We start from the raw sequence: 14,548 nt of genomic DNA, 5'->3' as shown, positions 1-14,548 counted from the left end.
GCCTTTTGGCCAAGGTTGAAAGCTCATGGGGTAACAACAACCTTTATCGCCCTGATGCCAAGATTTGCTTGGGTTTGTAGTCAGACCCTAGCTTGTTGGCACAGAATCCCAAATGACGACTTTGACCAGGTTCGATCAATCGTCCCCAATCCAGGGGGGTGACCACATAGTCTTTAGAGGATTTAGAGTTTTCCCTGTTACGGGGTTGGAAATTACCATTCCAACTATTGTTAATCGCAGCTTGATTCATTTGGAATGTTAATTCCCAGTCTTCAACCTTATTACTGCTCTCATTGATAACCTGTATGCCGATGCAAAATCCTTCTTGCCAATCTGAATGCAGGTTAGGTACCACTTTTAAAGGGACACGGTTTCGAGTCTGTGACCTTGTAGAGAGATTAGGGTTAGGGAGATTAGGGCTAGGTTCCGGTGTTGGTATTGGCTCCCTTAAAGCTTGGTTGGTATCGGGTGGCGGTGAAGGTAAGGGTGCTATGCCCCTGGGTGTGGCACTGGGGGATGGTAAAGGTAGTGGCTCCTTTAAATCTGGATTGGCAAGGGGTGACGGTAGGGGTAGGGGTGTAACTGGCCTTGGTGTGACAGTTGGTGATGGTGCAGGTGACTGTGCCGGTAAGGGTGCTGGTAAAGGTGGGATTACACCAGGGTTGGTACGCAGGTTAGGTGGGGGTAGTGGTGCCACGCTCCTGGGTGTAGGATTAGAGAGGGGTGGAGGTAGTGGTGCCACGCTCCTGGGTGTGGGATTGGATAGGGGTGGAGGTAGTGGTGCCACGCTTCTGGATGGCTGCCTACTTGGTTTTGGTCTAGGTATTTGCCCGATTGAGCTGGGTTGGGAATTCGGCAATGGCGTGGGGATTGGTTTGGTTATGCCTGGTGGGAAACTTGGTCGCGGTATGGAAATTGAGGGGATAATCGGAGCAACTCCCACGTTCGGGGCGAAATTGTTGGCAATTAGCAGTCCCTGAAGCAGTTGTTGCTTAGGAGCCTCCACACTCTGCCAATCATCTTGCAGGATCCCGCCAGTATCCCCACTATTGGGATTCCAACTCCAGTAGGCAAAACTTAGATTGTTTCGATTAATGTAATCTACCAGCCGCCGCTTCCAAACTCCCTCTGTTGAGTTAGGGTCTACTTCTTTACCACCGAATTCTCCGATCAAAATCGGCGCAATGCCTTCTCTAGCGATATAGTTCCAAGCAATTTCCCAGCGGTATTCCAAATTGTTAGGAAAACTAGGTTCTGAAAACCAACGGTGATTGAAGACTCCAGGGCCATATTCATGGGGGGAATAGACCAGCTTATTGGGATTAGACAAACGTACTGGATATTCCCTAACCCCTTCCAGATTACCCCCATTCCAATGGGTCGCTAGTCGTTGACCTGGAACATTCTTTTCCACACCTTCAACAACTATCAGCCAATTGCGGTTGACCGCAAGAATGGCATTACCAGCCCTCTGTGCTGCCAGTCGCCAGTCAGTGGCGAGATCGTTTGTCCCCCAGCTGGCTGGACCATGGGGTTCATTTTTCAGGTCTGCACCAATCACATTAGGCTGATTGCGGTAACGATTGGCCAGCATTTTCCAGGTTTCTATCCAATCAGTTTCCGTAAACCCATCCCCATACCATAATGGAGGAATACGTTGGTCATTGAGTCGGTGACAGTCCAACAAAATTAATATGCCTTGCTGCTGGGCTTCCTTGATAATGGCATCCATGACCTCCAAGGGCGATTTACCGTAAAGCTCCCGATTGCTACCGATGTTGAAATCAATGCCACTGACCTCTGAGGCTCTTAGGGATTGGATAGAAAACGGCAGCCGAATCATGTTGTAGCCCAAGCTTTTGATCTGCGCCAACATATCCTTGTAGTCTCGTTTCCACAACCCATGAGGAGCATGCAACTCTGTCTCAATCCCAAACCAGTTCACCCCTCTGAGTAATATCGGGCGACCTAGGGAATCAAGTAGTTGTGATCCTTGGGTAGAAAGAGGTAGCTGCATGGTTCTTGCAGCATTGGCTGCATCAACAGGATGGTGAGAAGGCAAGGTTAATTCCATCAGGGATAAAAAGACTAACGCTAAGCCAAGACCAATGATTCGCCAAGGAAGTGTAAATTTGGTTCGCTGGTACTTAGGAAGCCTACTATGCCCAGGCTTGCGCCGTCGAGGCTGCCCGAAATGGCTGATGATTGTCAGCAGGATAGTTGATAGGATGCGGGCAACTCGGGATATGTGCCGGAAAAATCTAGACATTGGTTTCTACAACAGAAGAGGTAGAGTTGGTTACAACTAGAGGTGCGACCCGTGGCGAATTTAATTCGCCAAGGTCAAGCGCACCTGAGAACTTGAGATTGAGCTTCCGTCACCCTGGCTAACTCGAAAAACTAAATTAAGCCACTATACTATATATAGGGCAATGGGTAGGTTACGATAGACAATCCCTTAATATCAATACCCAAAACTAGCCCTAATGTCAGTGTATCTCCTCAAAACCGAAACCTGACAATTACCCTGCTTAAAAATCCTGTAATGCTTGATGGGTAAAGGCTAGAGTCGAAATCAACTAGGGATTTCTGGGAGGTTGTCACACAACCTTCACAAAGTGTCTTGACAGATTCCAAAGACTAAGTCAGGGCAGGTATTAAAAAAACTCAACAACTTTTGGGGGGGCATACAGTCAAACCCTTATTGAACATGGGTTTTAGTTTCATAACCCTTTTTAGTTTTCCCCACATCCACGTTGAAAACCATCGCTTTCTCAGGGAGTATTCTGACCTACATAACCTTTGAATTGTAAAGTTCTCAGGTGATCACTAGGAACTGCAAGTTTCAATCTAGAAGGGGTTTATATACCTTCACTACTTATTTCTATAAATATACCTGCACTACTTATTTCTATAAATATACCTGCACTACTTATTCATGTAAAATTCATAAACTTAGTGAAGGGTTTCATGAAAGTTTTATGAAACATGGGGTCACTACGGATTAACTTAAAGAAAAGCCAAAGTATTAAGGGGTGTAGCTACAAAAAACTTCTGCCGCTGACCACTGATAAGTAGTGAGCCCAAGACTAAGCTCTTGACAATTTGATCAAAACTTGGCAGAGTTTTGCACGGCTCAGGTTAAATGGCTGATGCGGCAACTATCCAAGGAAACTACCCATTATGACATCTCCGATTAAACAATTTGTCCTGAAACCGATCGTATTTTCAGCTGCACTGTTTGCAGTCCTAACCATACCACTAGCTTGGTTTGGCTCTGAAGCTTTGAATATCCAAGTGCAAGAGGAACCTGTGTTTGATGGTAAACTAATGGACGTAGCTCCACCTTACTTGGGCTTAGCAGCGCTACTAAGTCTGACTCTAGGAACTGCTACGGTGGCGATGACCGGATGGCGCTCTGCTGACCGCAACCGGTCTGATATAGAGGCACAGTTATCGGGTCTTGAGCAAAATCTCAAGAAAAAGGAGGAATTGTTAGAGACACTTCAGCTCTCAGACTCTAGGTTAGATGCTTCTGGACTCAGGGAGTTTACCTCAGAGAAAGACACTTCACTATCCTTGAACGACAACTACCAGCCCATTAGCAATCTTGAGCAAGTCACTTCCGAACCTTTGCCCAAAAACTACCATCCGATTCCCGAAACTGGGTCGGTAACTGAACCAGTAATAATTACCACTCAAACAGTGGATCATGAACCATCCACTCAATCCCCCACTAAACCTGACTTGGACGTGCGAGCCGCTACGGCTAGGTTTCCATCGGTTCAATCATTTCTAGCCTATGCTCCACCCAATGCTGCTCAGGATCCACAGATGAACCCAACTCCTCTTAATGGTGATGAGTTTGACCAACTCTACACTAAAGTTCAGCATCTTATGTCTCAGATGGTCGCTGTAAAAAAGGCTATGGAAAGACGGTCACCGAAAACCTCACTCGAGTAGTCGTGATCAGATAGCTACCAAAAAAACTTGGTAATGGCTAATTCCTAGATATTGATAGTTAAGTCATATCAAGGGTTAGTCATTATCTTTTCTTACCAGTCAAAACAGAATCTTACGACGTAATGTTTTAATAAAAGCCCTAATCACCTCAGCTCCAGTCTTTCTAGTCTGTTCATAATGTTCATGTGGATTGCTTCAATAATTCTATTGCTTCAATAATTCAAGGTCTGACTCCTAAAGAATCCTCGTCACAAAGCCTGCGAGGAGTGTCCATATCAGTACTGAATTGCTTGAATGCACCCTGACTATGCACTGACATCATATGCACTGACATCATATGCACTGACATCAATTAAGCTCAGAATGATTGGAAAGCATTGCTACAATGCGGTCGAACCTTTTCCTATTTTGCCAACCTAGCCATAGGGGGAGAACTTGGGCTTCTGCTAATTCTAGTACCAAGGATTGAATTTCTTGGTCAGATGCCTGTCCATAAAGCAGTAGTACTAAGAACCCATTGAGTTGCCGTGCCATTGTTTTAGCTTTAGGTAAGGCATCTATAGCTTCAGTCCAATGGACAGGGAACATCAAATGAAGTGGCTTATCGTCTCCCATGTGGATTAGAGTGGGTTTGAGGAGATTGCAAGTGCCATGAGGTCCCTCGTACCACGGGCGATGATTTTCTAGGTACGCAGCTTCTGACTTTACCCAAGTATTCATTTTGTACCTCTAAGTTTATGATAGCTCTTATTTTCTTTATGGTAATTGATGAAAAATGGATTCGCTAAAATTAGTTGTAGTCTACAACGAACAAATCCCTTGAGAATTTATCCAATGGGATCATAATGTATTACCATTGGTATCCCTAGGGAATAGGTCTGGTTATCTAAACCCTAAATTTATGTAGCTGTAGCTGTCGTAATTGATTTGTGCAAAAGAACATGGGTTGATAGTCTTTACTCAGTTATGCAATTTTATAACGCTTAAATTAATTTAAAAAAAATCCATATTTGGCAATTTTTTTTGAGGTTTACTCAAGTTCAATACTAATTTAGTTTATGGCCAATTTTGATTGAATTTTATTCCCCCATCTGTTAGGCTGGAATAACTTACCAGGAAGCGCGTTTTTCCAGTTATTGCTCTGATCAATAGTCAAGATTTATAGTGACAGTAACCTGGGATGAACCAGAAAAATTTACCTTTACCTTTATCCTTTACTAACATGTACACCTTGAATCAGGATTGTGATGGCTACAGGACAAGGGCTCATCAAAAAACTTGATCTCAAAAACCCTGGATTAGGTGGTGACTCCTATTAGTTTTTATGGTTCCTTGAGGAGGAATACTGCTTTGGATTAACAAGTATAGCATTTTCAGGTGAAATGAAAACGCGCTTATTCCTTGAGAGCTCCTAACTTATATATAGCGCTATAGTTAGTTAGTAATTTAGGGAGTAATGCGATCGCGTAGCGTGGCCGTAGGCCAATCGCATTTTTCCCAAGCCAGCAGTCCCTCACCAAGATGAAATTCTGAAACTCTCACCAAAGAGGGACTTTTGCATACATGACGTTTGGCTTCTCAAAAAAGGTACCCACACGGGTACTGTCCAAAGCTGGTGGCGAAATCCATACTCAAAATACGAGTAAACAACACACAGGAAACGCAATGACCAGACATGGCCAACTCTCAGCTTCAGCTAGCGTTTATCAAGTTCTACTCCATTGATGGCAGCACACTTCAGCAGAGCAAGCCCATCGATACGACTTTATCTGATGCGCTATTCCAGCTGCCCTTTGTGCCAGCTGATACACTGTCTTCTCTAGCTCAGCGAAACCTGTTGCGGCATCTGACCAAAGACCCTGAGGGCGCAAGCCCCTGGATTCTATCCATGGGGTTAGCCCGAACAGGAATTTATTCCCTAACTGCCCGAAAATTTTCGTCCTAAGAGCTGTTTGTAAACTCGCTGTAATCCTTGTAGGATAAGGCTTGCGCTAAACTAGAACAATTGAACTATTTAATACCAAAAAGACAATCATAGCAAGGCTTTCAAGCTTCTTAATATTTACTTGACAAATCAGCTCTAAGATATCGACTATAATAGAAAGCAATGCATCAATACCAAGGAGGTGATTTTAAGTGTTGGTTATGGAATTTAAGGCTGTCCTTAAAGAGCCTCAAAAGTTGGCAATAAATGAAGCCATTAGAACGGCTCGTTTTGTCCGTAACAAGGTACTTCGGTATTGGATGGACAATCGTGGAACAGGGAAGAAAGAACTCTATCGATACAACACTCAACTAAGGGAAGAGTTTGAATTTGTTAAAGACCTCAATAGTCATGCTTGCCAAGCCTCTGTTGAGAACGTAGAACGTGCTATCAAACGTTTCTTCGATAACTGCAAAAAGAAAATTCCTGGAAAGAAGGGTTATCCTCGTTTCAAGAAACATTCTAGGTCAGTGGAGTATAAGCAATCTGGATGGAAGTTATCCCCAGATAATAAGTCCATAAAATTCACCGACAAGAAGGGTATCGGAAAAGTCAAGCTCAAGGGTACCTGGGACTTGTGGAGATTCGAACAAAAATTAATCAAGCGAGTTCGTATTGTCCAAAAAGCCGATGGTTACTATGTCCAGTTTTGCGTCAAAGTAGACAATTCAGAACAATTAGAAGCCACTGGCTTGACTGTTGGATTGGACGTAGGCTTGAAGGAATTTTATACCGACTCTGACGGATACTCTGAACCTAATCCCAGGTTTTACAAAAAAGGTGAAAAGCGCGCCATATTTTATCAACGTCGAGTTTCTCGAAAAAAGAAAGGCTCTGCTAACCGTAAAAAAGCAATTAATAGACTAGGTAGGACACACCTTAAAATAAGTAGACAACGTGAAGAGCACGCCAAGAGACTGGCGCGCTGCGTAATCCGGTCTAACGACCTGGTCGCCTACGTTCGCGCAGCGTGCCGTAAGGCAAGATTTAAGAGTTAAAAACCTGGTTAAAAACCACTGTTTAGCTAAGTCTATTAACGATGCAGGTTGGTACCAATTTCGAGAGTGGTTAGAGTATTTCGGCCAAAAGTTTGGTCGGATAACTGTCGCAGTTAATCCAGCCTACACAAGCCAAAATTGTTCCAGCTGTGGTGAAGTGGTCAAGAAATCTTTATCGACTAGAACCCATGCCTGTAAATGCGGGTGTCGGCTGGATCGTGATCACAATGCTGCTAAAAATATCCTAACCAGAGCCTTGGGTACCGTGGGGCACACGGGAACTTATCAAAACGCTTGGGGAGATCTGTCCTCTACTCTTCCTGGTTCCGGCCTGGTTGAGCAAGACGGGTCTATGAGCCAAGAATCCCCTGCCTTCTAGGCATGGGGAGTGTCAACTTTAGTCTACCATCAGGACAAGCTGTTTCGAGAGTTATTGAGCCTGACCACTGATGACCGCTAACTGAATTATGGGAGCGTGGTGTAACTGGAGACTACAACTTGATAGGCTGCTATAAAATTATACCAATTCACTGCTATCTATTATTGCATAAAGGTAAAGATTAAGGGGAAAATGTAAAGGTAAAATCTTTGACTTTTTTCCCTTAACCTTGAGTATAGTAATTTGTAGTATTCATAAGTATTGATCAAGTGAAATGGTACCCACAATTCTTGCTCTCGACTTTGACGGTGTTCTGTGTAACGGACTATTAGAGTATTTTCAGACCGCGTGGCGTACATACTGTCAAATTTGGAAACCCGCCAGTCAAACACCACCCGAGAATTTAGCATCTAGCTTCTACCGCTTACGACCTGTGATCGAAATCGGCTGGGAAATGCCAATATTGATTCACGCGCTGATTCTCGGTATTTCAGAAGACGAGATTTTGCAGGATTGGTCAACAGTTGCCCAGTCTATCGTTAATTCCGAGACCTTAGACAGAACCGATATAGCTAAGCAGTTAGACACTATTCGGGATAAATGGATTACCACCGATTTAGATGGTTGGTTGAGTCTACACCAATTTTATCCTGGTGTGATTGAGCGGTTGGATCAAATACTTTCCACAAATACCACACAGCTATATATTGTTTCTACTAAAGAAGGACGCTTCATCAAGCAGCTATTGCAGCAACAAGGTATTAACTTACCACAAGAGAGGATTATTGGCAAGGAGTCCAAACGACCCAAACATCAAACCCTACGACAATTAATTGAAGCTTTCCCAGGGGAAGCAGTAACACTATGGTTTGTGGAAGATAGGCTTAATAGCCTTAAATCTGTGCAACAGCAGCCAGACCTCAAACCGGTGAAACTCTATCTAGCTGATTGGGGTTACAACACCAAAGCTGAGCAAGAATCTGCTTGTAATGACCCGAGAATTCAGTTGTTGTCTCTTGAGCAATTTTCCCAGGATTTTTCAAATTGGCTCGATTAACTATTAGATATTAGGTAAGCATTCAGCGGTCAGCCGTCAGCCGTCAGCCGTCAGCCAAAAGCCTTTGGCTGAAGCTACTGATCGGTGCTTTGTGGCACAGGCTTTGGCCTTTGGCCACGCTGTGCGAACGACGCTGTGAAATAACTCAGATTAAAAAAATGGTTAGCTGTTTTATTCAAAAGCTGATAGCTGATAACTGAATGCTGACGCTATTAGTCCTTCTGGAAGGGAAATTTAGGTTTTGTCAGCATTTCAGGGAACTCTATAACTATCACCTCTGAGATTGTCTTTTCAACCAGAGGTGAAAAGGATTTTGAATAAAACGCTTTTCGGTTAGGGTTTCTATGGGATGCGACACCTAATTTTTAAATTCTGGAACTGGTTACTAAACCTAATTTTTCAGAGAATAATCCTGGTTCTAACGATCATGTTTTGCCTGGGAGTGGGAATTGCCCTCTCAAGTATGTCTCGTCTGTCAATGGATCTAATTGAATCCCACGCACTAGAGTATTCAGCCTTATCCGCTCAAGTTATTAATCAGGCACGTAACCTCTACAGTACTGAGGTGGTTAGTCGTGCTCAAACTGTTGATGGGATTACCGTTACCCATAACTACACCACCAAAAAAGGGGCAATTCCTAATCCAGCCACCTATGTGATCGAACTGGGTTCGCGCATCAGTGCCAATGATACGGGAGCTTTAATCAGGCTTTACAGTGATTATCCGTTTCCCAATCGACAAGCTGAAGGGGGTCCGAAAGATGATTTTGAATGGGATGCACTCAGATTCTTGAGAAAATATCCCACTCAGTCATTTTTTCGCCAAGAGCAGATCCAAGGTCGTTCTTCATTTCGATATGCAGAAGCCATCATTATGCAGCCTAGCTGCATTGCTTGTCATAACAGCCATCCGGATAGTCCCAGGATGGATTGGAAAGTAGGAGATGTCAGAGGTGTTTTGGAAATCATTCAGCCTCTAGACAAATTTGTGGTACACACACAAATGAGTCTGAGGAGTACATTTATCACCTTAGGAGGACTATCTGTGTTGGCACTCTCAGGGCTAATGCTGGTTATCGGTAGATTGCGTCAAACAGCAAAGGAATTAACAAGGCGGGTTAGGGAACGCACGGCTGAGTTGGCTGAAGCTAACCAAGATTTAGAAAAAAGGAATCAAATCATTAGTCAGATTTTTGGGCGTTACCTCAGTCAGGAAGTGGTAGATAAGTTACTGGAAAAACCCGAAGAATTGAAACTGGGAGGCCAGCGCAAAACTCTGACTATACTAACCTCTGATTTAAGAGGATTTACAGCGCTATCAGAACGATTACTTCCGGAAGAAGTGGTTAAAATTCTCAATCTCTATCTGAAACATATGTCAGAGGTGATTACTAAATACCAAGGAACCATTGATAAGTTCATGGGTGATGGAATTTTGGTTTTGTTTGGTGCTCCTACGGCGAGAGAAGACGATACAAAACGGGCAGTGGCTTGTGCTGTGGCGATGCAATTGGCAATGGTTCCTGTCAACGAAACGATGAATGAGTGGGGCTATCCACCTCTAGAAATGGGTATTGGTATCAACACAGGTGATGTTGTGGTGGGTAATATTGGCTCGGAAAAACGCACCGATTACAGTGTAGTGGGTAGCCAAGTCAACTTAACCTATCGCATTGAATCCTATACCATAGGTGGTCAAATTCTGATTTCACAATCCACCTTTGAACAGGTTAAGTCAATCGTGATTACTCACGGGCACAAACAGGTACAACCAAAAGGGGTTAAACAGCCAATTACTATCTATCAAGTTGTGGGTATTGGTGATGACTACAATCTATTTCTACCTAAAGAAGACGAGAATTTTTTTTACCTTCCTAAAGCCATCCCACTCACCTACAAAATTTTGGAAGGAAAGCATATCGGCAAAAATCTTTTTCTCGGAAGTTTAGTTAAGCTTTCAGCTAAGGGAGCGAAAGTGCGTTCCTACGAGAGACGAAGAGAGGATTTACCAGTAGAACTAAGTAATATAACCCTGAATATATTAAATCAATACCAAGCAGAATATAGTGATGATATCTATGCTAAAGTAACGTCAATTGAGACAGAAAATCTAGAGTTTTATATCCGTTTCACATCCCAACCTCCAGAGGTAAATAAAAGGCTTGATGCTCTCTACAATTCGATAAATGATACAAGTGAATATAAGGCGTTAGGTATCAACAGTTAGCCGTCAGCTAGGGAAAGGCAAGAGGCAAGAGGCAAGAGGCAAGAGGCAAGAAAGTATAGCAATTATCATAGCTATGAGGTACACAATTTCTAGATTTTAGGAACTATTACCTACTATGTATAAGTGTTCAACCGAACATGATATTAGTAGGGTTTTTGCCAGAAACTCCTGATGAAAGTTAACCGTCTTTGTAGGAGAAGATTAAAATGATTGTCACACCAACTGGTTATGTTTTACAGTCCCCGAGGTATCCCAAACTTACCTGATCTCACCCATCTATCATGAGTTAATTGAGTTTGGCAGCAAATTACTCAGTGTATTGGGAGTGCTGGCGCTATTCATACTTGCTTTAGGAATTGTGATTGCGCTGCTGAGCATTGCCTTGCGCCGTGCCGAGCCAGAGCAAGCAATTTTTGTGGGAGAGTGGGTGGTGCGCTATTCTGCTCTACTGCGGGGATGCCAACATGGGGTGGTGATTTTGGCAATATTAGTATCAGGTTTCTTTCTGTGTTCAACTTTAGCCAATCGCTACCATCATTGGGAACAGGATCGGGTAGTTCAAGTGGCACACACCGTAGCTGGGTTACGACTGGAACAAGCGGCACCCCAGGTTCGCTATGTGATCGAGGAACCTTATACTTACACCACTACAATCAAAGGGAAACCTGTCCAGATCAAGGATACTCGCCAAATCAACCGCTGGCTAGCCCTGAGTAGCTCTGATATTGAGGTCAAGATTGACCAAATTCCTAATCTCCAAGACCATCGTAATAATTACCGCATTGACTTTGCTGCTGACTACAAAGTCACCAACTCCCTTGCAGAAGCAGAAGAGCTATTTTTTGAGGTGAGAAAGCCTTACAGCTACTCGCTGTTGCAAGATTTCCGAGTAGAACGGGAGGGTGAGCGGTTAAAACCCACCAATCCGGGTAACTACAGTTTTCCATTGCGTCTAGAACCGGGTCAATCCACCAGTTTCCGTGTTACCTACCAAGCTCAAGGGGGACCACGGTGGATTTACACAGCTGGTAGAGAATTGGTGTCTAACTTCCGCCTCACAGTACAGACAAATTTTCCTAAAGCTGACTTCGCTAGTGGGATTGCTCCGACTGAGACTAGTGTCGAGGGGAAAACTACAGTGTTTACTTGGAGATTTGACGATAATGTTTCAGTGCTAAACCCCTTTGGAGTATTCACAGCTACTGATCCAGTAAGGAATACAGGGGTGATTCCTCGTCTGCTGTTGTTAGCGCCTGGGTTGTTTCTGTGGTGGTTGCTTCTGCTGTATTTATCTGTACCACTGCACTTACGAAATGTGATGATTGCTGGGGGAATTTTCTTTGCTTGTCTGCTCACCCTGACTTATCTGAGCCGAGTGATGAATCCTCAGTTGGCTTGGACTGGTATTTCTTTGGTGTTGCTGGTACTTGTTTGGGGGTTAGGGAAAACCCGTTATACTTCTTCCGCAGCAGTGGTGTGTACCATTGCTGGAGCGATACTACCTGTGTTTGGGTTACTGGTTCCTTACAGTGGTTTGACTTTGAGCCTGGCGGGATTGCTCTCTACAGTATGGTTGGCAGTCAGGAATTGGTATGGTTTGTGGCAATTTAATCTAGCAGATTGAGCTCCTGTGGGGGAAAAAGGTTAAGCAGTAAGCATATGCGCTACGCGCACGCTGCGCGAACAGCCGTCAGCTGTCAGCTGTCAGCTGTCAGCTGTCAGCTATCATGCTAATCAACGGTCGGTAGTAAACAAGCTGGGGGTGCTGGTACGGCTGGTTGAAAATCCCTGCTCGTTTTACTGATCCGAGCCCGTGCAGTTAAAGCGCCTGCTAGCTGATGGCTGATCGCTGATCGCTGATGGCTGATCGCTGAATGCTTACGTTATGCGATCGCAAAATTTCCTCAACCAGTTCTCCCCAAGCCCCCTTCAGATTTTGAATGTAATCCTAGTTGTGGTTTATAGCCAGGACTTACGCGGTTAAGTTGATTTCGCCCCCCTAGCCCCCCAAATCTGGGGGGTAATGATGTCAAAGTCCACCAGATTTGGGTGACCCACGGGGGCAAATGGGTAAGTCCTAATAGCATTCAATTGAGAACTGTTATAAATGCATGTTGGCTTAACACAGAAAGTGCAATTAAACAGTACCCAAAAGGGTACTGTCAGCATTGGCTGTGATTAAGGAATAATAGGTAAAGAAGCCGTGACTACCAACTCAACATTGCTTATACATGTAGCAGTTTGCAGCCATCGTCATGGTTCGCCGACCAAGACACTCAGCTCATGTGGCAAATGGTGAAGTATGACACTCACCTTTAAAGTCTTACCCAGGGAAATGCATTAACTCAGGCTTCCACTCCAATCAAAAAACTAGCTATAGCATTCAGGTGTGACAAGCAGCCTTGTCAGCCTTCAGTTATGCTCACTTCATCCCTGCTAAGGTTCCGGCTAGTGGCTAATTCCAATCCCCCAATAATTACAGATTACATCCATTGTGGATAAAGGAATAAACTATGGAATTTGATCTGATCATTGTTTTTTGCTCATTGTTTTTTGCTCAAACCTTTATGCAAGCTTTATCAAAGCTTTATAGAGTTAAAGGTTTAGTAATTTTTTCGTGAAAGCGATAACTTTTAGATAACCACTAGTTTAGTGATAAGTACTTGGATCAAAGTTTTTCAATTAATGTTAAAATTTGTAACTTTTTAGTCCATCGGGTTGGATCAAAGATGGGAAATTTTTAAGGATTGCTTAATGGTATACCGTTGATTTTGATCCGACTACTTATATAATCTTCTGTGAGAGATAATTCAGCCATCAATACCAAGAGTTGATTCAACTATTATTGAACGAATAATTACTTACATCAAGGTGGAAACTATCTGTCTTGGAACTGTAAGTTGATTGCGATCGCTTAAGTCTTGGGGTCTATATAGGGTTTCTAGCTCATTAGTAAGCATTCAGCAGTCAGCCGTCAGCCGTCAGCCGTCAGCTAAAAGCTGACGGTACTTGAGGTGCTATCAGCTCAAGGCTGACCGCACCTCAAGTAGCGTGGCACAGGCTTCGAGGCTGGGACGTATCCCATAGGCTGATACCTGATAGCTGATTACTGACCGCTGATAGCTGATATCAGCGGTCAGCCGTCAGCCGTCAGCCGTCAGCCATCAGCTGATAGCACCTCAAGTAGGGTGGCACAGGCTTCGACGCATCGGACCTAACCCATAGGCTGATACCTGATAGCTGATTACTGACCGCTGATAGCTGATAGCTGATAGCTGAATGCTTACATTCAATGAATGTTAAAAATGCCCAATTTGGGGCTGTGGGAAATAGAAAACCGATTGATATGAACAACGAGCAAGGTAAAGACGCCAAAATTCCTCAAAGTTATTATTTAACACCGTTCCAACGCAAACTACTCCAAAAAAGCCTAGAAGAGGATTTACATGAGTCCTACCGTCAGCGGATTCAAATTATGTTATTGGCAGATGAGGGCAAATCTCAAACGGAAATTTGTCAAAGCTTGGGGTGTTGTGCCGCAACAGTAAGACATTGGATGCATATCGCTCGTAGTGGGATGGCTCACCAATGGCAGGATTGTCCCATTGGTCGCCCCAAGGCAGTTAATGAGCAGTATTTAGAACGTTTGAAAGAACTGATTAACCACAGTCCCCGGGATTATGGTTATTCCTTTCGCCGCTGGACAGTGAATTGGTTAAACAAACATCTGGCAAAAGAATTGGGGATTGAACTCAGCAATCGTCACCTACAACGATTGCTCAAGGAGATGGGATTATCGACTATACCAACACGGAGAAAGGTTAAATCAGCTAGGGGACAAGAAAACGATGGTCACAGCATCTTAATTTCTGACCTGAAATCCGCTAATGGCTCTGAGTCCAATAGTTTTTGGTTATTCAATCCCAGCAACATGGCATGA

8 protein-coding genes and 1 pseudogene are annotated in these 14,548 nt (G+C 43.8%); 7 read left to right on the top strand and 2 right to left on the bottom strand.

The features are described from left to right. Positions 1-43: 43 nt before the first annotated feature. Positions 44-2,269, bottom strand: coding sequence for a cellulase family glycosylhydrolase (locus F6J90_RS39205; protein WP_293107027.1), 2,226 nt, complete (start codon positions 2,267-2,269; stop codon positions 44-46). 914 nt (positions 2,270-3,183) lie between these two features. Here F6J90_RS39205 and F6J90_RS39200 point away from each other — a divergent pair. Continuing rightward, complete coding sequence (locus F6J90_RS39200) at positions 3,184-3,963, top strand: hypothetical protein (RefSeq protein WP_293107025.1); 780 nt, start codon at positions 3,184-3,186, stop codon at positions 3,961-3,963. Between the two features lie 348 nt (positions 3,964-4,311). On the opposite strand, the gene F6J90_RS39195 is transcribed toward F6J90_RS39200, so the two are convergent. Continuing rightward, positions 4,312-4,683, bottom strand: coding sequence for a hypothetical protein (locus F6J90_RS39195; RefSeq protein WP_293107022.1), 372 nt, complete (start codon positions 4,681-4,683; stop codon positions 4,312-4,314). A gap of 955 nt (positions 4,684-5,638) precedes the next feature. Here F6J90_RS39195 and F6J90_RS39190 point away from each other — a divergent pair. The 6 genes and pseudogenes from F6J90_RS39190 to F6J90_RS39165 all read left to right on the top strand — a co-directional run bounded on the left by F6J90_RS39190 (position 5,639) and on the right by F6J90_RS39165 (position 14,548). Continuing rightward, the gene (locus F6J90_RS39190) at positions 5,639-5,908 is read left to right on the top strand and encodes a hypothetical protein (RefSeq protein ID WP_293107020.1); all 270 of its coding nucleotides are present in this window, start codon (positions 5,639-5,641) and stop codon (positions 5,906-5,908) included. Between the two features lie 191 nt (positions 5,909-6,099). Continuing rightward, positions 6,100-7,324 (top strand): annotated as a pseudogene (locus F6J90_RS39185) (transposase). A gap of 274 nt (positions 7,325-7,598) precedes the next feature. Continuing rightward, entirely contained in the window at positions 7,599-8,381 is a 783-nt protein-coding gene (locus tag F6J90_RS39180) for an HAD family hydrolase (RefSeq protein ID WP_293107018.1), read from the top strand. A 427-nt stretch (positions 8,382-8,808) separates the two neighbouring features. After that, positions 8,809-10,608, top strand: a complete 1,800-nt coding sequence (locus F6J90_RS39175; protein WP_293107015.1) for an adenylate/guanylate cyclase domain-containing protein — start codon at positions 8,809-8,811, stop codon at positions 10,606-10,608. Between the two features lie 358 nt (positions 10,609-10,966). Beyond that, on the top strand, positions 10,967-12,232 hold the full coding sequence (locus F6J90_RS39170) for a hypothetical protein (RefSeq protein ID WP_293107012.1): 1,266 nt from the start codon (positions 10,967-10,969) through the stop codon (positions 12,230-12,232). Positions 12,233-13,900: 1,668 nt separating this feature from the next. Then, complete coding sequence (locus tag F6J90_RS39165; RefSeq protein WP_293107010.1) at positions 13,901-14,548, top strand: helix-turn-helix domain-containing protein; 648 nt, start codon at positions 13,901-13,903, stop codon at positions 14,546-14,548.

This window comes from Moorena sp. SIOASIH, from assembly GCF_010671925.1.
Classification (GTDB): Bacteria; Cyanobacteriota; Cyanobacteriia; order Cyanobacteriales; family Coleofasciculaceae; genus Moorena.
This window is presented reverse-complemented; position numbering and strand designations above follow the sequence as displayed.

What these genes read in the sequence shown, in the direction of transcription:
- F6J90_RS39205 (WP_293107027.1), bottom strand. Translation starts at nt 2,269, where the DNA reads ATGTCTAGATTTTTCCGGCACATATCCCGAGTTGCCCGCATCCTATCA.
- F6J90_RS39200 (WP_293107025.1), top strand. Translation starts at nt 3,184, where the DNA reads ATGACATCTCCGATTAAACAATTTGTCCTGAAACCGATCGTATTTTCA.
- F6J90_RS39195 (WP_293107022.1), bottom strand. Translation starts at nt 4,683, where the DNA reads ATGAATACTTGGGTAAAGTCAGAAGCTGCGTACCTAGAAAATCATCGC.
- F6J90_RS39190 (WP_293107020.1), top strand. Translation starts at nt 5,639, where the DNA reads ATGGCCAACTCTCAGCTTCAGCTAGCGTTTATCAAGTTCTACTCCATT.
- F6J90_RS39180 (WP_293107018.1), top strand. Translation starts at nt 7,599, where the DNA reads ATGGTACCCACAATTCTTGCTCTCGACTTTGACGGTGTTCTGTGTAAC.
- F6J90_RS39175 (WP_293107015.1), top strand. Translation starts at nt 8,809, where the DNA reads ATGTTTTGCCTGGGAGTGGGAATTGCCCTCTCAAGTATGTCTCGTCTG.
- F6J90_RS39165 (WP_293107010.1), top strand. Translation starts at nt 13,901, where the DNA reads ATGAATGTTAAAAATGCCCAATTTGGGGCTGTGGGAAATAGAAAACCG.